The organism is Pseudomonas sp. JC1203 (assembly GCF_056175065.1).
Map to the genome: position 1 here is coordinate 123379 of NZ_JBWCAM010000002.1, position 19576 is coordinate 142954.

General features: G+C 55.9%; 18 protein-coding genes and 1 pseudogene. 10 read left to right on the forward strand and 9 right to left on the reverse strand.

The window, feature by feature from the left end:
- Positions 1-229 precede the first annotated feature (229 nt).
- The 3 genes and pseudogenes from AC0SZ7_RS03780 to AC0SZ7_RS03790 all read left to right on the forward strand — a co-directional run.
- Positions 230-4852 carry an esterase/lipase family protein gene (locus AC0SZ7_RS03780; protein ID WP_475503091.1) on the forward strand — a complete coding sequence of 1541 codons (4623 nt, stop codon included), beginning with the start codon at positions 230-232 and terminating at the stop codon, positions 4850-4852.
- Positions 4845-6755, forward strand: a complete 1911-nt coding sequence (locus tag AC0SZ7_RS03785) for a hypothetical protein (RefSeq protein ID WP_475503092.1) — start codon at positions 4845-4847, stop codon at positions 6753-6755. The genes AC0SZ7_RS03780 and AC0SZ7_RS03785 overlap by 8 nt, the downstream gene beginning before the upstream one ends.
- 360 nt (positions 6756-7115) lie before the next feature.
- A pseudogene (locus AC0SZ7_RS03790) lies at positions 7116-7520 on the forward strand (conjugative transfer ATPase); the annotation flags it as partial.
- Positions 7521-7543: 23 nt separating this feature from the next.
- On the opposite strand, the gene umuC reads toward AC0SZ7_RS03790, so the two are convergent.
- Both umuC and AC0SZ7_RS03800 read right to left on the reverse strand, forming a co-directional pair.
- Entirely contained in the window at positions 7544-8824 is a 1281-nt protein-coding gene (umuC, locus tag AC0SZ7_RS03795) for a translesion error-prone DNA polymerase V subunit UmuC (protein WP_475503383.1), read from the reverse strand.
- Positions 8811-9245 (reverse strand): LexA family protein, encoded by a 435-nt coding sequence (locus AC0SZ7_RS03800; RefSeq protein WP_475503093.1) that lies wholly within the window; start codon positions 9243-9245, stop codon positions 8811-8813. Before AC0SZ7_RS03800 ends, umuC begins: the two co-directional genes overlap by 14 nt.
- 306 nt (positions 9246-9551) lie before the next feature.
- Between AC0SZ7_RS03800 and AC0SZ7_RS03805 the strand changes: the two genes are divergently transcribed.
- A complete protein-coding gene (locus AC0SZ7_RS03805; RefSeq protein ID WP_475503094.1) occupies positions 9552-9773 on the forward strand; it encodes a hypothetical protein in 222 nt (73 codons plus the stop codon).
- 74 nt (positions 9774-9847) lie between these two features.
- Here the strand turns inward: AC0SZ7_RS03805 and AC0SZ7_RS03810 are convergent, their stop codons facing one another.
- A complete protein-coding gene (locus tag AC0SZ7_RS03810; protein ID WP_475503095.1) occupies positions 9848-10087 on the reverse strand; it encodes a hypothetical protein in 240 nt (79 codons plus the stop codon).
- 285 nt (positions 10088-10372) lie between these two features.
- On the opposite strand from AC0SZ7_RS03810, the gene AC0SZ7_RS03815 reads away from it, so the two are divergent.
- Together AC0SZ7_RS03815 and AC0SZ7_RS03820 are read left to right on the forward strand one after the other, a co-directional pair.
- Positions 10373-10846, forward strand: a complete 474-nt coding sequence (locus AC0SZ7_RS03815; RefSeq protein ID WP_475503096.1) for a hypothetical protein — start codon at positions 10373-10375, stop codon at positions 10844-10846.
- 499 nt (positions 10847-11345) lie between these two features.
- On the forward strand, positions 11346-11603 hold the full coding sequence (locus AC0SZ7_RS03820) for a hypothetical protein (RefSeq protein WP_475503384.1): 258 nt from the start codon (positions 11346-11348) through the stop codon (positions 11601-11603).
- 16 nt (positions 11604-11619) lie between these two features.
- Here the strand turns inward: AC0SZ7_RS03820 and AC0SZ7_RS03825 are convergent, their stop codons facing one another.
- A complete protein-coding gene (locus AC0SZ7_RS03825; RefSeq protein ID WP_475503097.1) occupies positions 11620-11979 on the reverse strand; it encodes a response regulator in 360 nt (119 codons plus the stop codon).
- Positions 11980-12146: 167 nt separating this feature from the next.
- On the opposite strand from AC0SZ7_RS03825, the gene AC0SZ7_RS03830 reads away from it, so the two are divergent.
- Complete coding sequence (locus AC0SZ7_RS03830; RefSeq protein ID WP_475503098.1) at positions 12147-13277, forward strand: sensor histidine kinase; 1131 nt, start codon at positions 12147-12149, stop codon at positions 13275-13277.
- A gap of 228 nt (positions 13278-13505) precedes the next feature.
- Here AC0SZ7_RS03830 and AC0SZ7_RS03835 read toward each other — a convergent pair whose 3' ends face one another.
- Positions 13506-13868: an NUDIX hydrolase gene (locus tag AC0SZ7_RS03835; RefSeq protein ID WP_475503099.1), complete on the reverse strand. Its 363-nt coding sequence runs from the start codon at positions 13866-13868 to the stop codon at positions 13506-13508.
- Between the two features lie 588 nt (positions 13869-14456).
- Entirely contained in the window at positions 14457-15596 is a 1140-nt protein-coding gene (locus tag AC0SZ7_RS03840; protein ID WP_475503100.1) for a glutathione-independent formaldehyde dehydrogenase, read from the reverse strand.
- A gap of 555 nt (positions 15597-16151) precedes the next feature.
- Between AC0SZ7_RS03840 and AC0SZ7_RS03845 the strand changes: the two genes are divergently transcribed.
- The 3 genes from AC0SZ7_RS03845 (at position 16152) to AC0SZ7_RS03855 (ending at position 17826) form a co-directional block, all read left to right on the forward strand.
- Positions 16152-16949 (forward strand): SDR family NAD(P)-dependent oxidoreductase, encoded by a 798-nt coding sequence (locus AC0SZ7_RS03845; RefSeq protein WP_475503101.1) that lies wholly within the window; start codon positions 16152-16154, stop codon positions 16947-16949.
- A gap of 162 nt (positions 16950-17111) precedes the next feature.
- Positions 17112-17507, forward strand: a complete 396-nt coding sequence (locus AC0SZ7_RS03850; protein WP_475503102.1) for a response regulator — start codon at positions 17112-17114, stop codon at positions 17505-17507.
- 16 nt (positions 17508-17523) lie between these two features.
- Positions 17524-17826, forward strand: a complete 303-nt coding sequence (locus AC0SZ7_RS03855; RefSeq protein WP_475503103.1) for a hypothetical protein — start codon at positions 17524-17526, stop codon at positions 17824-17826.
- A 33-nt stretch (positions 17827-17859) separates the two neighbouring features.
- On the opposite strand, the gene AC0SZ7_RS03860 is transcribed toward AC0SZ7_RS03855, so the two are convergent.
- The 3 genes from AC0SZ7_RS03860 to AC0SZ7_RS03870 are packed head-to-tail and all read right to left on the reverse strand — an operon-like array spanning position 17860 to position 19529.
- Positions 17860-17994 (reverse strand): hypothetical protein, encoded by a 135-nt coding sequence (locus tag AC0SZ7_RS03860; RefSeq protein WP_475503104.1) that lies wholly within the window; start codon positions 17992-17994, stop codon positions 17860-17862.
- A 15-nt stretch (positions 17995-18009) separates the two neighbouring features.
- Complete coding sequence (locus AC0SZ7_RS03865) at positions 18010-18468, reverse strand: HhH-GDP family DNA glycosylase (protein WP_475503105.1); 459 nt, start codon at positions 18466-18468, stop codon at positions 18010-18012.
- Positions 18465-19529, reverse strand: a complete 1065-nt coding sequence (locus AC0SZ7_RS03870) for a zinc-binding metallopeptidase family protein (RefSeq protein ID WP_475503106.1) — start codon at positions 19527-19529, stop codon at positions 18465-18467. The genes AC0SZ7_RS03865 and AC0SZ7_RS03870 overlap by 4 nt, the downstream gene beginning before the upstream one ends.
- Positions 19530-19576 lie beyond the last annotated feature (47 nt).

Here is a 19576-nt window from a genome sequence, read left to right on the forward strand (position 1 = left end):
CACGAGCCCTGCTCAACCGATCGGCAGTCCCACACTCTCATTAAAGTAGTGAGCCCTCAACGGCGAATCAAGGCAGCCAAGCTTAGCAACATTGCTATCGAGGGCTGCTGTTAACCCAAATCGGCCGGCCAACGCCGACACTGTAGCCGCTGCCGCGGGCTGAAAATCAAAACCGAGGCTCCATGAGGGTCATCGGATCATCGGATCGTCGAAACGATAGGAATCGCCAATGGCAGAGCTGATAAGTCTCTCTGACAACTATGAGCAAGTAAGGACGCACGTAATTTTTGTGCATGGTTTAGGAGGGCACCATACCAGCACCTGGATGTCGAGCGATGAGGAATCAACCTTCTGGCCGAAGTGGCTTGCGGCTGATGGGGAGCTCGGCGTGTGGTGTCTTGGCTATGAGGCTGCCCCCTCCAATTGGCTTGGCAGCAGCATGCATCTGCCTGATCGAGGGGAGAATATTTTGGCCCGTCTGTTACTTGAAGATAGGCTCGGGACTGGTAATTTGGTGTTTGTTGCTCATAGTCTAGGTGGGCTCGTGGTCAAGCAGGTCATCAGGGCCGCAGACCGGGACCGATACGTTAAACCCGGTGCTGAGTCCTTCCTTCACCGAGTGAAAGGCATTGCCTTCATCGGCACTCCCCACTTCGGATCAGGATTAGCCACCCTGAGTCGGTTCCTCAGTTGGGTTTCCCGGCGATCTAATGCGATGCTAAGTCTTGAACGCAACCACCCAGCATTGCGAGATCTAAATAACTGGTACAGGGGCTACTCCCGACTCAACAGCCTCGAGCACCTTGTCCTTGTCGAGACCCAGCCAGTGAAATGGCTGGGGATGATTGTGCCACCCGACAGCTCCGACCCTGGGGTGGAGACCATCGCCCTTCCAGTTGACGCTAGCCATGTGTCTATCGTGAAGCCCACGAACGAGAACGCTGAGGTGTATCTCCATGTACGAAAGTTTGTGAAAGGCGCTTTCGATCTGCCGGCTATCGACCCATTGATCGCTCGGAGCGTGGACCGCAATACCGCAGAATTACAACAATTCAGCCTTCAGGTAGCAGACGAGACCCGTACGCTTAAGGTCGTTGAAAAGAATCTGAACACCCTGATGGAGCATTCTGGCCGAGCCGCTGCCTCTCCACTACTGGCAGATGCGGAGGCTAACAGCCGATTAACGGATATTTTTCAACGGCGTTTTTATGGCGAATTCGACCGGGTGGGCCACACAGCCGCACTCGCCCAGGCCATTCTGGAAGGAGACCTGCGGGGCTGCTCTGACGCCACAAAAATGACGACGCTGGCATGGTGCGCCCGCATCCTAAGCAAAGAGGCACTTCAACAGGCGAACGATTGGCTGATACGGTCACAGACCTTCGGCATTTGCGACCTAAATAAAGTAGTGGGTGCAATCCTGATGGATGCAGCAGGGCAGCATCTTGATGCGCTAAAGGCACTACACCAGATCGACTCCAACGACTCACACACAACTGCCTTCATTCTTGTCAGTGCGAATTCCGGCATCGATGCAGGGATGGCCTGGCTAGCGGCTGCGGACCTTCACCTTAGACAACTCGCCCCCGTCGGCAGATTTAGTGCATTGATCAAGCTGATGGAAAACGAGTTATGGGCCGATCTGTCCGAGGTAGCATCAATAATTACCGAAGAAGACCTAGCAACTATTCCTGCGCTTCACTATTTGCTTGCCCAAGCCAATCTTATACCTGCAATCCCCACAGAATTCCGATCGACCCTTCTTGGCAACATTCCTTTCGGCTCAAAAGACTTCCCGCTGTCAATTACCGCTGAGGCGATCCAAGGCCGCAGGATTTCCTTGGCACTTTTCGAGAAGGCGGCCGAGACTGCCCGGCACCTGTCCCTCCCTCATGCCGAGCGTTATGCCGCAGATATGGCGCTTTGGCTTTCGCTCAATGATGACGACCAGAGACCTTCCGCACTCCTGCAGCTGGAGCGCGACATGCTGACGCCGAACCGGTCACTTAGGCGTATATCGTTTGCATTGGAATTTGGCCTCAACATAGATCTAACAGCCGTCGAGAAGGAAATCGATCGGCAAATGGCGCTAACGGGGGGCAAATCGGAGGATGCGGCGATCGCGCGCTTCGCGGTGGCCCACGCCCAAGGCAGCCACGACGCAATGGCGAACTACCTAATTCGGCACAAGACCCAGTTAGTCACGATTTTGAATCCCAAGGCAGTGGTCCTCGTTTTAATAGAAGTGCTTGCCCGTGCAAAGCGGCTTAGCGAAGCAGCATCCCTGCTCCCCGACCTTGATGCCTTCAAGCCGACGCCAGTGGAGAAGGATCGTGCGTTGAGGACCCTGGCAGAAGCCAAGGGCTCTGATCCTGTGCAAGCCAGGCTGCAGAACTTCCGCTTGAGCAACTCTCTGCCTGACCTCAATCATTTGGTCACCAGCCTCGAGGAAGCAAAGGACTGGAAACAAATGGCGCCATTTGTGTCCGAGCTTTTCGAACGCACCCACGACTCGACCATCGGAGGGCGCTATATCCACTGTTTATATGAATTGGGAGACCTGGAAACCTTAATTCGTATACAAACTGAAAACCCGCATTTGTACCAAACTTCCCGCAGGATGCAGGAGTACCGCTGTCGCGCCTTCTTCGAGTTGGGAGGCTTCGAGCAGGCGGTCACACTGGTCGACTCGTTACGCCGAGAAAGCGATCATGACGACCTGAAATCGCTTGAGGCTTCAATACTGATTGCTTCAGGCGACTGGGATCGACTGCATACATTGGTAGACCAGGATTGGCAGGCCAAAGGCAGCCTTTCCAAGATTGGCCTCATGCGTGCAGCAAACCTAGCGGCCTTGATTCATTCAGCTCGCGTCAAGGATCTCACCCTCGCCGCTGCTGCCGCAGGCCATGATGATCCGCACATGCTGATCAGTTGCTATGACATCGCGACCCGCTTGGGGTGGAAAGGTGATGCAGTGACCTCGTCTTGGCTCGAGTCTGCAGTCGTTCTGTCAGGCGACGATGGACCCGCGACTACGGTGTCACTGGAGTCGTTGGTCGAACAGGCTCCAAGGTGGCGAGAACGGTCAGACGATACGACCCGACGCCTGATCTCTGGCGATTTACCTCAGTTCGCCGCGGCTAAACTGCTTAACATTCCGTTATTGAACATGTTTCTGCATCCCTTGCTATCGAACGCCCACCAAATAGATTTGCGCAAGTGCACTACGCTGTACGCTTTTCATGGCGCCTGCAACCATGTCGTTCCCGAAGTGCCGGGAACAGTGATCTTAGACATCTCCAGCCTGGTAACGCTCGAAGCCTTGGGGGTTGCCGAGGAAGTGTTTGTTTCCCTTCCTGACATCCGCATCTCTCATGACCTACTGCCGTGGCTTTTTGAAGAACGTCATCGAATCGTGTTCCATCAACCCAGCCGGGTCCACTCCGCCAGGGCTTTGCGGGACATGCTCGTTAACCGTCAACTCCTTGAGCTAGTAGTCCTGCATTCAGCGTCGCCTGACCTAGCCGAGCTCGTAGGCGAAGAGCTCGCGCTGACCATTGAAACTGCTAATCGCGCCTTTCAAGAGGGAAGCGCTCAGCATCTGATAATCCATCCACTTCCAGTGTGCCGGCCAGGCTCCCTAAATTACGAGCCGGTAGACCTTGCCGAATACAACAAACTTTTCTGCTCCTGCACGGCATTAATCGAGAAACTGACAAGCTCTGGCGAGCTGACGCTGGCTGAACGCGAGCGCTGCCTAGCTTTTCTTGGACCGAGAACTCAGACGAGCCCAGGCTCGTACACTGATGCGACTGAGATCGAAGATGGGGCGACGCTGTATGTGGATGATGTCGCGCTGTCCTATTTCGAACATCTCGGTCTATTACCAAAAATCCACAAAGCGGGATTCACGACGTACATCTCCAGCCACCAGGTCCAGGCTGCCAATGACCTGCTTGAGTTCGATCGTTTCTCGACACAGGGAGCCCAGCTCATCGAGGATGTGAGGTGCCGAGTTCGCGACAATATTAAAGCTGGACGACTGAAGGTCCAACCTCAGAGAAGGACACCTAGGAACGATGACCGCGGTTCCGTTTTAGAACACCCGTCGATGGCCCTACTCAATGACCTTAAGGAGATTGACTGGGTTGTAATCGATGATAGGTGCATGAACAAGCTCGGCATCATCATGGATGGGCCCCATAGTACGCGGGTAGTTTCGTCGCTGGAGTTGGTATCCGCTTTAGTACTTCAGGGCGCCCTTCCACGTGAACGACTGTGGTCAGCACGAACGGCACTCAGACGGAGCGGCGCCATTCACGTCCCCACGCCAACGGATGAACTGTTAGGCTATCTGGGTGAGTCAACTATTTCCCTAGGTCAACTGGTAGAGTCTGCTGAACTGAAAGCTATTCGACAAAGCGTCTTGCGCATCCAGATGCTGGATACTTTGCAATTACCCTTGGAGATGCCCTGGTTTACTGACTTATCGGAAACTTGCCTTACGTGCATCCAAGCACAATGGTCGTCCTCCATTCCCCCCGATTCAGCCGCCAGCCGATCCGATTGGCTGTTTGAGCTGATTGATGCGCGAGGTTGGGCAAGCGCCCTCGGCCGTGCCGGCATAGCCCCGCAAGAGTATCTCCGGCTGCAACTGTCGCGGCTGCTAATACACGTTGGTCACATTCATGGGCCGAGTAAAACCGATTATCTGAAATGGCTCGACGAGCGGTTTCTGCGCGACTTGGCCAGAGACCACGAGCCTTTATTTCAAGAGGTCGTCAGTATCGCAGAACAGTTAATTAGTCAACTGTGTGCTGAAGATCAAACGAGGTTCCCACATGTCTAAGCCTATCGACCCCTCCTTGGTCTCAATGATAATGGCAAATCTGCCCACAAGCATATTGACCGCACTCCTTGAAAACCCGGAATGCGTGGAGACGATGGGTGTGAGCGACCCTTTCTACATCCAGTTTTCTAACCCCGAGGTGGCTTTCACTCCGACCGTTTTCTACAACACGATTCAGCGTGCAATGAAGACCTCTGGGGGACGGAGCGCCATCGTCGATACAACCGGCCAGGAGTGGAAATTGCAGTATCACGGTCGCGCCTCTGCAGACGAAGTCGCTTTCGATGCCGAACGCGGGTTATTTATCGTCAAGGGCTTCTGGGCGCTAGCGGAGGACGACAGCATCCGGCTGAGCAGCTGGCAAGAGATGGTTGAGCAGTCAAACTTCAGGGGCTCAGATGCCGACGCTTGGCAGGAAAAAATCGCCGCGCGCGCATTAGGACCGCTGGATTACGATCGTTTCATAACTCAGTCACGGATGACCCCTGAGTTCGTCGGCGACAGCATTACCGCGCGGGTAGCCTCAGGCACCCTGTCGGCGGACCAACTGCTCCCGACTCTGCGTGATTACTACTTCCAACTCGTAGGATGTATCGATAAAACTGCGACATTTGATATCTTCGAAACCGTATTGCCAGCCCACTTCAATCAACTCTTGGCTTGGGACGCCACCAAGGGTACACGCCAGGCACTCTTGAGCACAGCACACTCACGCCTCAGCGCTCTACTTCCGCTGCAGCAATCCTCAGCCGTTCAGCTCCTCACATTTCTGTGCTGGGCGGAAAAGCACGGTGACCTTCATTCGATCGTCGCCTGCATCGAGTTGGGTTTATCAAGCCCAAATTTGACCGGGGAGGTCGAGTCGAAAATTCTAGATTTGCTCAAACTACTCTTTGATGTGCAAGGAGCTGAAAGCCCACGGTTTGCCCTCACTTCGGCAGTGATTGTATTTGTTAGCGATTTTTTTGCGCGGTTCAAGCTATTTAACGGCTACCCGCCCTTTTGGGTACGGCTGGCGGCTATCGCCCACGCTTCATTAATTGAACGATCAATTCTCTCTGCCGGTGGAGATACCAGTGGTATTCAACGATGGCTCTCGAGCAATACCGGCGCGCTCTTTTATTTCAGGGCAATGTTCGATTTGCGCCAGGAGCCGCGGTGGCTACCCGATTTCATCAATCCAGCACAAATTCAAAACGATTTCGCCGGCCGGCTCCTGCCGACACTCAACAGCCATTACAGCTCGTTTTCATTTGAGGCGCTACGCACCTATTTAGACGATCCGTCCTCCTCGCTCAACAGACTGACACAAACTATTCGTCCGTTTCTGCCCGGCCCGTTGGAGGGAAACCTGCCGCCAGCTGCTGGACTTCCAGAGGAAATTTTCCAGCGCGTGACCGCATCACTTGCACGAACGCCATTGGACTTTTCAGCGTTCGTCGAAATCACAAATGCCGCGTTAATTTATCGGATAGATACCACGCATGCCGAAACTATCCTTTCCGCGCTGGAAAACGTCCGTTTCCAATTGAAGCTTCCAGAGAATAAAGATCAAGTGTTTCCCATGCTCGGAGGTCTTGGCACAGTGGCAGCCGTCACACGAAGCAGTGAGCTGGCAAACGCTCTCCGCCTCCTCAGCCGAGTGGCGAGACGTCGGAAAGGCATGGACCTGGCGCTCAATGAGGAGATTCGTGTGGCTCTGATCTGCGCAGCGGCGCACCCCGAGAAAGAAGCGTGGGCGAATTTCCTAGATGCCTGGCTTACGGAAATCAGCCTTGAACTGCAGTCAACCAGCGACGCACGTCAAATGGAGGGCTTCTTAGCTTCCATGAATGCGGCCGACAGCGATGCTTGGCGGATCACTGCGAAAGCGAAGGCCGCGCTGAGCGCGTTGCTCAGATAACCGTCAGCGGGAGCGGCAATCCGGCCATCTTCCCAGCATTACCATCGTTTAGGGCGGTGCTCAATGTTCTCAGTGCCGCCGCCACCGAATGGCGGACTTCCAAGGTCAGCAGCGCTGACGGCATATCACGGCAACCGACATGGGGATTAGCGATACCGATAGAAAGGTTGGATGAAATCGCTGGTCGTTGTTGGTCAACGTCTGCCAAACGTCAACAGCCAAAAGCAGACATTCGAGCAGGATTAGCCAATTCAGGTATCGGCCCATGATGGGAGTAATGGAGGGGATAATTATCTCCTGATACCCCCTCATTAACCTAATGACAGCGCCGAGTCGAAATGTGCTGGCTGAACGTGATCAATGGCACCCTTCGCGATCAACGGCAAAAAGATGTAGCGCAAGCTTGGTGCCTGGTTCTGGCTAGCTACGCAGACCATGCTCAACATGATCGAGTGGTGGATCTACCGCAACATGTCGCCGGCCGAAGTTGAGGAGATCGCCCGGTTCAAGGAGCTGACGCCGGCACAGAAGGCGTTGCTGTTGTCGGCGAGCAAGGCATTGGGCAAGTACACCTAGGGGGTGGTGCTGGCCAAGAATATGGAGACACTGTTCCGCGCAGTACCGCCAGGCCTCTATTTGGCCTTGGCCATGACCGAGCCCGAGGAAAAAGCCGAACGCTGGCGACTGATGGAAGAACAGCAAATCTCCGAGTTGGAGGCCGCACTGCAGGTGGCCGCCGAGATCGACCGCCTGCGCGGCTTCTAATGCACCGGCTTCGGGTCTGCTTGCTACCTGGAACTCACCGTCCATAACTGGTCCAGCCGGGTGGTGAAGCTCTGACTCATCATCTCCCGGCGCATCCCCCAATCAGGATTGGTCGGCACGCTGGCCAGGCGCATGGTGCCCCGCCCCCATCGACCGTTGATGGCATCCATCAGCCCCATGACCTTCTCGGTGGCCGCCGGCTGCGAAATCGAGAATAGATCTTCGGTGTACTCGCCTTTCTGGCAGAGGTTCAGCAAGAGGACTTCGGCCTTGCTGTACTTGAAACCAGTTCGGTAGATACGGTCAACCGCCTCAACGGCAAGCCTAGTCATTAGCCGTGTATCGTCCGTGGGATAGGGCAATTCGACGATGACACCGTTAGCGTACTTGGCCTCATCGGGGTTGAAAAAACCGGTACGAATGCTCACCCGAAGCTTCTTGCACAGCGACTGCTGCGCCCGCAACTTTTCGGTGGCGCGCGCCATATAGGTCGCCACCGCCTCCTTGATGGGCACCACATCCGTCAGGCGCTGGCCAAACATCCGGCTGCAACAGATTTCCTGCTTGGGGGGATTCGGCTCGTCCAGCTCAAGGCAGGGTGTCCCGGCCAACTCGCGCGCGGTCTTCTCGATCACGACACTGAAGCGCTTACGCAGCATCCAGGGATCTGCCTTGGAGAGCTCCCAGGCACTCTTGATGCCCATGCCCTCCAAGTGGGCAGTCATCTTGCGGCCGACGCCCCAGACATCCGACGCGGGGCATTTTTTCAGTACCCAATCGCGCTTGACCTGATCGCGCAAATCCACCACCCCACCGCTTTGCGCCTGCCACTTTTTCGCCGCGTGATTGGCCAGTTTGCTCAAGGTCTTGGTGCCGGCGATCCCCACGCCGACGGGTATACCGGTGCTCCGGTAAACCTGTGCGCGAATCTGACGGCCAAGCTGCTCCAGGTCACCGGGTACGCCGGACAAATCGGCGAACGCTTCATCGATGCTATAAATCTCGACCTGCGGCACCAGCGACTCGATGACCGTCATGACCCGCTCGCTCATGTCGCCGTACAGCGCGTAGTTCGAGGAGAAGGCGACTATGCCGTGCTGCTTGAGCTTTTGCTTGATCAGGAAGTATGGCTCGCCCATTTTAACGAACGGCTTGGCGTCGGCGCTCCGGGCAATGACGCAGCCATCGTTGTTGCTGAGCACCACGATGGGCGTGCTGCGCAGGTCAGGTCTGAACACCCGCTCACAGCTTGCGTAAAAGCTGTTGCAGTCGATGAGGGCGAAGACAGGATCAGGCTTTGGGATCATGGGCGCGCACGCTAAAGGTCACGACGCCCCAGACAACCAGCTCATCGCCCTCTAGGATGTAGCGCGGGGGGTAGCCGGCGTTTTCGGACATCAGAATGATGCTGTCCCCCCGCTTGCACAGGCGTTTGCACACCGGTTCGCAATTCACTGCGGCAATCACAATATGGCCGTGCTCGGCAGTGATCGAGCGATCGACCACGACCAGATCGCCGTCGAAGATCCCAGCACCCTCCATGCTGCTGCCCGAGATCCGCACTAGGTAGATGTGGGGCGCGCGGATCTCCAGCAACTCATCCAGCGAGATGTGCTTCTCGATATGATCGGCGGCGGGTGAAGGAAAGCCGGCAGGGACCTTGAATGAATACAACGGAAGCGTGGCCCCGCCCTCACCCAACGGTCCCAGGAATGTGATGCTCATGACGAACGCCTTGCGAAGACTGTATATGTATACAGTAAACGTAAATTTGTTCGCCGGGTCAATCTTGGCGGCGAGGTATTTCGACAGGTGGGGGCGCTCCCGCTGGTCGGCGACCGGATGAAGGACCGCGCGTCACTCTGGCCGGGCGTAGCCCGATATCGATTAGCCCAACGTCCAGGGTAAGGCGAGAAAGCAACGGCCACCGTATGTAAGTCACTGAAAATCGCCTTACACGCCGCCCCTGATCGTAAATACACCTCCGCGGATCCCGCTGCTAACCTCAGGACTATCCAGGAGGAAACGTCGATGACAGCTATTCAAATGTTGCAGAAATTGATGGTGGCGCAAGTGCAGGCCCACCACGCCCTCGGCGCGGCGGTGGAGGAACTAGCGTTGTGGGCTGAAAACAACGGAGGCAGTCAGGCTGCGGTTAATGTGCGGAGCGCCCTGAACGGCCTGGACGAGTCATCGGCTCTGATCGGGGCCTGCCTGGAAACGCTTGGCAAAGAAGCCATCAATCAGCCCTAAAAACAGAGCGGTTCCGCGTGTACTCCCTTCACCCAATTGATGGCAAGGAGCACGCTTGTACTCCGTCATGATTTTCAGCAGTTTTTCGACTCACCCACCGCCACCGCCTGCAGCCAGCACGCAAATATGTTCACCCACACCTCCGTTTGCAAGGCGTTTAGGGGATTGCAACTCACGATGCTAAAGGTCAGTGCAATGGATGCAAAACGGTTCAGCTGGCCCTCGTTAGCTGCTTGCCCGCTTCGAGAAGATTTGCTGATCTGGTAATCGACCGCTTTCGGCCAGAAGCTGCCTTCCGGCGAAGGCTCATCCACGCGCTGTAGCCGCTGCCGACAGGCTGCGCTGGCCGCTGGGTACGCTGAAGATTACCAGTGTGGTCGAAGGCCAGCGCAGCCTGCGGCAGCGGCTACAGTGCTGGGGCTGGCCATCCGCAATGGGTTGAAAGCAGCCATTGGCGGAGGGTTGCTGTCGGTCAGAAGCGGCCCTTCCGTCGACGCCGGTCGTCGGCCTTGCCACCGCTTAATCGCACCGAAGTGTTCGGTGCCGCCAACCCGGTTTTTGATAGTCTTGCCCCTTCCGCTTTCAAGGCATGAGCTGGCATGAATATCATCAGCGCAACGATGCACCAATCGAAACACGCTACGGCCCCTCACCCGGTTTTCACGCTTGACTCCATTCCATTGGACAACTGGATCAAAGGCATCGCGTATGACAGCGCGGGCAATGACATCACCGAGGGGCTGGTCCCTGCACAAGGTTGGTTGATGGATGACGACCACCTTCGATACGCATGGCAAGTGCTCGAACCCGGCGCACAAGACGGCTCGACGATCGTGCCGCTGTTGATCTGCGCAGACGATATGGATTTGAGCTGTACGGTCGCGGTGGTGGAGCAAGTAATAAGCGGCGACATTGTCAGCTGGACGCGTTTTGGTAGAGCACTCGACGCCATTTCCGGCGTGATCACCACCGTGAACTGGAACGAGACTAATCAACGAGCCTCATTCCACAGGGGTCAGTTTCAAGACGCCTTGGCAGAATTCAAAAGGTTGACCGGGCATGCATGGGCTTAAGCATGATTCGGCGCGCTTCCTCGGTTTAGCAGGGTGACGTGCATGAGCCGGATGACAGCGAGCTTGGTGTGGAGCGAGGGGAGCCAGCTCATCAATGGTTGGTATGAGGAAATGGCAAGGGTTGTGGAGGCTGTTTCGGCCGATAGTGGTGACTGCGACCAGCCAAAATCTGCCCTTACATTCGAGCGCCACTCACCAGTCACCGGGACGAATCGCCGGGCGGCTGGTCACTGGATATGGTGGCGACACTATTCGGTCGCTAGGCATCTGCCACGTTTGATGCTGAGTTTCACGGTGTGGTCCCAGAGGACTTACAAAGCTAGTGCTTTAAGGCCGGAAATATAGCGAGGGGAATGGAAAATTGTCCAATATACACCTGGATGATGGTCGAACCAGGAAGGTCATCCAGGTCCTAAAATCAGATCAGTACTGCTCGCTATCCCGAGTCAGAAAGGGCATTGTGGTGATCCCGGAACGGTGTCAAAGGGGCGAGGAATTGATGTGGAATGAGCCGACCGACCGAGAAATTGCACGCCTGATCGGCATAAGCGAAGCAATGGTCACCTCGTACAAAACCGAATCCAGCCTTTTAGCTAACGGCACGTGGGTCATTCACTTTGCTTTTCACATGCCCAAGGAATTACGTCGAAACCTGACCGGCAGCTTCAGCTTGATCATGGCTCAGCCGGAGCTTGAGGCGAGGCCCTACGGCAGCGACGCACTCAGCGTTCCTGAAGAGCGAGGGTGTAAAAATTAGGCCGTAAGGTGTCCAGTTAATCGTGGAGCAATCTCCGCACCGCGCTTTGAAAAAGTTCGCTCGTCCACGGTTTGACCAGGAACGACGCGTGTCCCGGCAACTGATCGATGGGTATTGAGCGGTTTCCAGATGTAATGAGGACTGGGGTAGACGGCCATCGTAGCCAAATGAGCTTCGCCAAGTCGATACCATCCATGCTCCCCGGCATACAAACGTCAGTCACCACAAGGGCAAGTTTGCCGTGGTGTTCGAGCACAAGCACTGCTTCGTCTGCGTTTGTCGCCGTGATAGAGCCACATCCCATCAGGCCGAGCATCTCTACCACGAGCGACCGCAGGACTTCATCGTCTTCTACGACTAACACGGTTGGCAGCATCGCAAATACCCCATCGCTATCCTAATATTAGGGCAGACTCGCTGATAAATGTTTCGCGGGCCAGACGAGCGGCGGAGACGGCAGCTACAAGTGTGGCACCCGATGACTTGATAGTGCGCCAAGGGTTTCAACCGCTTCTGTGAGTACCGATTAGCGAGAAACCTGCCATGCGGCTATCGACTTACATTCATGAAAATCTAGAAAAGATTCTCCAAGCCTGGGAGGACTTTGCTCGCACCGTCGAGACGCCATTGCCGACACTCAATGCTCAGGGGCTAAGGAACCATGCGGAGTACATCCTCAGGGTAGTCGCTGCGGACCTGCGGACAACTCAAACCGAACAAGAGCAAATTGCCAAATCTCTAGGCTTGGCGCCTGTGCCCGAGCACCAGACAGCAGCCCAAGCGCACGCACTACTACGACTGGCCGATGGATTTACACTTGATCAAATGGTGTCAGAGTACCGCGCGCTTCGATCAAGCGTCCTCCGTCTTTGGTTAGCTCACGGGTTCACTGGGTACGACCAACAACTCCAAGACATGATTCGTTTCAATGAGGCCATTGATCAGGCATTAAGTGAGTCGATTAGCTCGTACACCCAGGCAGTAGAAACGACTCGTAAAACTGTCCTCGGTGTGCTCGGCCATGATCTCCGGTCCCCTCTAAGCGCCGTGCTTATGGGAGCAGACCTATTGCGACGAACTCAGAGTCTACCTGAGCGGGAGAAGACAATTGCCACTCAAATCGCGGTCAGCGTTCGGCGGGCGAACCAGATGGTCAGTGACTTGCTAGACCTCGCCCGTTGCAACCTCGGCAACGGATTGCCCGTCATAACGGAGTTAACGGAACTCAATACGATCTGCAAAGCTGTGATTGATGAGCTGAGTGCCGGTCACCCCGAAGCGAACATTGTTTTTAGCGATTCGGCCAAAATCGTAGGCCTGTTTGATCCGGCTCGCATAGCCCAGGTTTTTTCGAACCTGGTCGGCAATGCTGTGCGTCATGGCGATCTAAAGCACCCTGTTCACGTGGGCCTTCGAGCCGAGGACCAGGCTGTTTTGTTCGACGTGATGAATCTCGGCGACCCTATTGCCGCAGATGCTCTCCCATACTTATTCTCTTCCGAAGGACGATATTCAAGGTTCTCGAAAACGAAAAAAGGCTCTGCTTCGGGGTTGGGATTAGGGCTGTTCATCGCGGCAGAGATCGTCGCCGGTCATGGCGGTCAGATCGAAGTGAGGTCCTCGGCTGAGCAAGGTACCGTTTTTCAAGTCAAACTGCCCATCGTTTTATCCTAACTGACACGGACCGCATCAGCCATCGATCTCGATTCTGCCTTGTACGCAAACCGCTTCAACTTAAAATCTTTGCCTCGACCAATAATTGAGTCACTCGACGTGGCGAACTCAACGACGCCCAATCAGGAAGGGCGAGTTGAGCGGACACCTGCCGCTATCCTGTTCAACCAACAGGAGGTCCCTTGCAGCCAGCCATCGCCTATAGGAATCCACGGTAGCTTCAGCGAATCAGTCGGAATTAGCGAATATTTTTACGATTGCCTTGGTCGCTGGGCTCGACTCAACATCGCGAAAACGCTTCCAATGACTCCACTTGCACGCAGCAATCTCATTGCACGGAGCAGGTTTTTTACCAGGCTGGAGTGAAGTCATGAACACGAAGTGGGTGGTATCGTCCCTCTCAAAGCGTGCAAGATAAATAAGGTTGTCAGCGATCAATCCTGTTTCCTCTTGAAGCTCACGCGCGGCGGCTTCAGCAGGTGTTTCGCCTAACTCGATTTTGCCCCCAGGTAGCGCCCATTTTGATTTGGCCTTACGCACGTAGAGGACATCATCATCTTTGCGACAGATCACCGTAGCTCTCGCCTTCATGCCCACCTCCATGACCTCGCACTGAAGCGCTGGAATTAGGCCAGTAGTTACTATGCCTGCCCTTTCATCGCGTTTTCACAATTCAACCAGCTTTTTTGATGCCAGCGCGAGACGGCTGCCCTAATGAACTGAAGAATAGCTCGGACTGTCGGAGGTATATGCCTAGTCATGCCAACCGCCTAAAACGAGGACTTCATCTGATCGGATTGCCTACCGCCTAGCAACGCCAGCAGATTTAAAGCTCGAACGAATGCATGAGGCTTGACGAAACTAAGCAACGCAGGCGCTAATTCCGTTAGCAGGGCTGGCTGAGGTTGTAAGAACTCTCTGCGCATATGCCAGTAGTTTTTCAACTCACTTGCAACAGTTCAAGGACGATTAACGAAAATTACCAGCATCGGCTACCACAGCGCTGACGGCGAGTCTTAGCTACTCAGGGGCACGGTAGGCTAACAAGCAAATTATGTAGTCTGGTCTCTCCTTGCCACATCTCTCTGTAGCTCAAGCGTAAGCCGGAGATGTGTTCAGTGAACCGGCCCATCAGGCAACATTGCTGTGGCACACCTCCGCCTTTCCGGATCTGCGATATCAGGCCGCCGGCTTAAGCACGACCTTTGTCCAGCCTTCGTCCCGGGCATCGAAGTGCCCGTAAGCCGCCGGCCCCTCAGCCAAGGTCAGGCGGTGCGAGATGATTTGCGATGGTGACGCGCGACCATGGTGAATCAGCTCCGCCAAGCGGCGGTTGTAAACTTTCACGTTGGCTTGCCCCGTGCGGATTTGCTGCCCTTTGAACCAGAATGAGCCGAAGTCAAAGGCCATCTTGCCTTCCTTCGCCAGGTCGTTGTTGGCTCCTGGGTCCTGCGGTACAAACACCCCTACCACTCCGATGCCACCCGTGGCCTTGGTGGAGGCGACCAGGTTGTTCATTGTCAGATGGTTGGCCTCATGGCCGTGGCGATCACAGCACTGGTAGCCCACGCACTCACAGCCACGGTCGGTACCTTTTCCATGGGTAAGGTTGAGAATCTGATCGACTGCTTCTTTTTCCAGGGAATTGATCGGCGTAGCCCCCATTTGCGCGGCAAGCTTCAAGCGATCAGGGTGATTGTCGACCACGAACACCTGCGACGCGCCTTTAATCATCGCAGAGTGCGCTGCCATCAGGCCCACCGGACCAGCCCCGTAGATAGCAATGCTCTCTCCAGGCAACAACCCCGCCAGCTCGGTGGCATGCCACCCCGTGGGGAAAATGTCGGATAGCATGACGTAGTCGTCTTCGCGTTCCTGGGCGTCTTCCGGCAACACCAGGCAGTTGAAATCAGCATAGGGAACCCGCAGTAACTCGGCTTGGCCGCCTTGGTAGGGGCCCATTTCGGCGAAGCCGTACGCGGCACCTGCACTGCCAGGGTTGGCCGTGAGACAGAAGCCGGTCAAGCCTTTCTCGCAGTTTTCGCAGAAGCCGCAACCAATATTGAACGGCAGGCAAACCCTGTCGCCGACCTTGACGCGATCCACGCCCTTGCCTACCTCGATCACCTCTCCCAGATTCTCATGGCCGAATACCCGACCGGTCTCAAATGAAGTTCGCCCTTCATACATGTGAAGGTCAGATCCGCAGATATTCGTGGTGGTGACCCGTACGAGCGCGTCAGTGGGCTTCTCGATACGCGCGTCTGGCACACTCTGCACACTCACATTTCGGGGCCCGTTGTAGACAATGGCTTTCATTTCGTTCTCCGTTGGTGTGGCCGAACAATTTGCTCGCTTACGAGTATCAGGCCTACCGAAGCAGGCATCGTTTCAACTGAGCGAGGAACAGCCTGACGAAAGGCCTTCACACCTTTTTTGTCGCGGGACTTAAAGGGCTAGGCAGGATTGGGTTGTCAGCATTCTTTGACCTGGCTGCAAGCGGACTAGGCAGGACCGGGTTGTCGGCCCGTCCGGACCTAGGCGCAAGTGGACTCGGAGGCAAAGGCTCATCGACCTAACTGAGTCAGTACCACTAGCCAGCGGGCTGAGGGGCAATGAGTCCGGATTGTCTAGGGCTGGACCATTTTGATCCTTCGAGTAAGTGTTCATGGCTACTCCTGAAATACCTGAGGTGGTTATTGTCTTGGAGGGGCGTGCCTGGTGGAATTCAGACTGTTTTGTGGCACACAATCTGGGACCTTTAGTCAGCCGCCCTTTCTAGTATTTTTTTGGAGCCACTGTAGCCCTGCGTTGGTCGAACCATCAGTGCCGGAGATATGCCGCCGGCTTCATTGTTTCGATGCGGAGGTTCATATGGATCTTGGAATAACAGGGCGGGTCGCACTTATAACGGGCGCCAGTGGCGGGATAGGCCAGGCAACAGCGCGACTGTTGAGCGAAGAAGGTGTCCTGCTGGTACTGACCGATCGTGATGAAGGCGCCTTGCAGACTGCGTTCGCCAACCTGCCCGGCGAACGGCTGTTGGTGGCGGCAGATGTCACAAACCAGCAAGCGGTAAACCAGGTGGTGGCTGATGGCGAATCACATTTCGGTAAAATCGACATCGTCGTGCACACTGCCGGGGTTACCGGTGCCAAAGGCGATCCTCTCGAACTCTCTGATGCTGAATACGAAGAGGCTTGGCAAACTGACTTCTTCTCCTCGGTGCGCGTAGCACGCGCCACCATTCCACGTATGCGTCCACGCGGGTGGGGGCGGTTTGTATGTATCACCTCGGAAAATGCCGCCCAGCCCTACTACGATGAGGCCGTGTACAACGTTGCCAAGGCTGCCCTCGCTGCGTGGGTAAAGAACCTCTCCTATAAGGAAGCCGAGCATGGTGTGTTGTGCAACACCGTGGCTCCCGCGTTCATCGAAACTGGAATGACCAATGACATGATGCGCAAGCGAGCCGAGCAGCTCGGTGTCTCTTTTGAGCAAGCGGTGGAGAACTTTCTCAAGGAAGAGCGGCCCGGCATCGTGCAACAGCGGCGAGGACAGCCGGAGGAAGTGGCGGCGGTGATCGCGCTGCTGGTCTCACACCGTGGGTCTTTCATAAACGGCAGCAATGTTCGCGTGGACGGCGGGTCGGTACAAGCGGTGCAGCAATAGCCATTTCTTGATAGCAGGACAAAAAACTGCAAATGGGCCGGCATTTTGCTATCGCTGAATTGGGAACGTCGCGCTGCCGAAACGGTCCGATGGGTGTCCAGCTATTTGGCAGATCGTGGCCGCAGCCTTAGGACTACTGAACTCCGGCAATCAAGGCCCATGATGAACAGCAGCCTGAATTCATTTCGCCTGGAGGGCGATATCGTCGTGGTCGAGGACGATCCATTGCTCAGAAGGCTCATGGGGGACATCCTTGCCGATCTCGGCGACGCTTGTCATAGCTTCCAGAACTGTGACGATGCACTGGTTTATCTTTTGCAATCGGGGGGTTGCGCTGCTGTGGTGGCTGATCACGATGTTCCGGGGCAGCTTCACGGCGCGGAATTTCTCGGCATGGTCGCGGATAAATGGCCGGGGACGCCCACCGTTCTGATGAGTGGTTTTGCTCTGGAGGACATCCCGGTGAAACCCGGGATCGTCTGCCTGGCCAAGCCATGGTCTGCCGAAAGTCTGATCAAGGCGCTGGGATCGTTTGCAGCACCGGTCACGGATGTTTGAGTGTCAAGAGACGATTATGGATCAGTGGCACCGAAAATATCTTGGCAGTGGCGTTCAGGTATACGCATCTTTGCGCAACCTTCGCGAGGTTCGGTACCAACTCGACCGCCAGGTGACGCCCGACCGTGGGTTCATTGTGCTTCTTGATATTGAGCGGGACGACATGTCCGCGTACTTCCCACCTGGAAATGATCTTGTTGTGCAAGCGTTAGAGGCGGTTCGCTGCCCGCCACCGGGCGTTGCTTCCGAGAGGGTCAGGGAGTTCTCTCGCGAAGACTTTCCTATCAAGCCGGTATTTATAGAGTTAAATTTGTTTTGAATTCAGGCGGTTGTCGCATACCTATCCAGCCCCTCACTCGTCCTCTGGCTCATCATCCGCCTCGTCGTCGGAAGGCTCAGCGCGTTCTTTCCGATTCTTGACGGGGTCGTTGACGAAAGGGACGCGATCGGGACCTTGTTCTTCCAAACCTTCTGTTTGTGGCTGCATAGTTGTTGCTCCTGATCAAGACGGCATGAGGAGATCAGCCGAAGCAACGTTTAGCGTTTCCGCTGCTTCACGCATGAATATCTCCACGGTTTTGGGCCCCACCCCTTCAAAGCTTAGTAGCCAGCGCTCGAAGTCGGCGACCCGGTGAACCCCAGTGCATAACGCACGCAGTTGTGGTTGCAGTTCCTCGCTAACGCGTTGACCCAATACCCGCAAACGCCTCGCGGAGGATTCGTCATATCGCGCATAGCCGGCCTCGCCCAACCACCTGACGACCTGGGCATGACTGCACCTGGCTAACTGTTCTGGCGTGCCCACCTCCTCCTGGTCGACCAGCCGATGAAAAGCCTTAACCGCCACAGAGGTGCGAATCCGCTTGCCGATCAGAAAACTGGCCAGCAGCCATTTAAACAGGCCGTTGCCACCGGGCTCGTTGATATCAATACCCAAGTCCGCAGCGGTGACGGCGATCATGTGTGCCCCTGCATGAGAAAGCGGGTCAAGCTCTTTGCACAGGCCTCTATACCTGCCGGCAACACTACCTCGAAGCCGTGGGTGTTCTCGGTGGGGATGGCGATACAGCCCGCCCGGCCAAGGGCCCCTACTGCCAATATCGCACTGGCGTCAGAGGCAAAATCCACCAGCAACGCCGGTTGCGGCGTGTAGCCAGCCCGTTGCGTAGCGGCAATCAATGCATCGGTGACCGAACGGGTGTAATGGCCTTTTTCGTCGCCAACGACGACGATGGGGTTTGCCGATAGCTCGGTGCCATACTCCGTTGCAATCGGGCCGACTTCCACCGCAACGGCGGTGCGACATGGCAAATGGTGTGATGCGAACAGTGCCCCTGCGTTGGTTTCCTCCTCCATGGTGGTGAATGCGAAGTAAGTGTCCTGGGGCAAGCGGCTACGCATTTGGGCAACCATGGCAGCCGCTTGCAGAACTGCCACCACAGGTGCGCGGTCATCCATGAAGTGCGCGGCAATGGCATCCTGGAGGTAAAACGGCTTGCGCCAGTGCTGGCTGAGCACCACTCGGGTGCCAGCTCGAATGCCTTGCTCCTCCAATTGCCTGCGGCTTTGCCGGGTGACCACGTGCACGTCCCGCCAGTGCACATTGCCATCCTGAACGTCGGCTCCCTGAGGCGATTGCCGAGTCACATGCATACTGCCAAACGACAGCACGCCGGGCACAGCGGCGTCGCCCAGAATATCGACCGGGCACATGCCGAAGTTGACCGGGTTGGCGCCGCCCAATGCGGTGACCTGCAATGAACCATCGTCGTTGATAGTGCGGACTGCCATGGCGATTTCGTCCAGATGTGCCATGATCAGCATGCCGGATGCCGCGGTCTGGGCATGGTCGGTGGGAGCGTTGGGCGCGCGAATCAGCCCGATCAGGTTGCCTGCATCATCGATCCAGGTTTCATCGCAATGCTCGCGCAGTTCGCGCTCGCAAATCACCCGCACCTCTTCCTCTTCGCCCCCAGGGCCTCTGGCGTACAGCAGTTCTTCAAGCAGTTGCGTAGGATGCATCATGGCTCCTTGAGTCGCTTTTATCCGGAAAGCAAGGCCGCCACCGG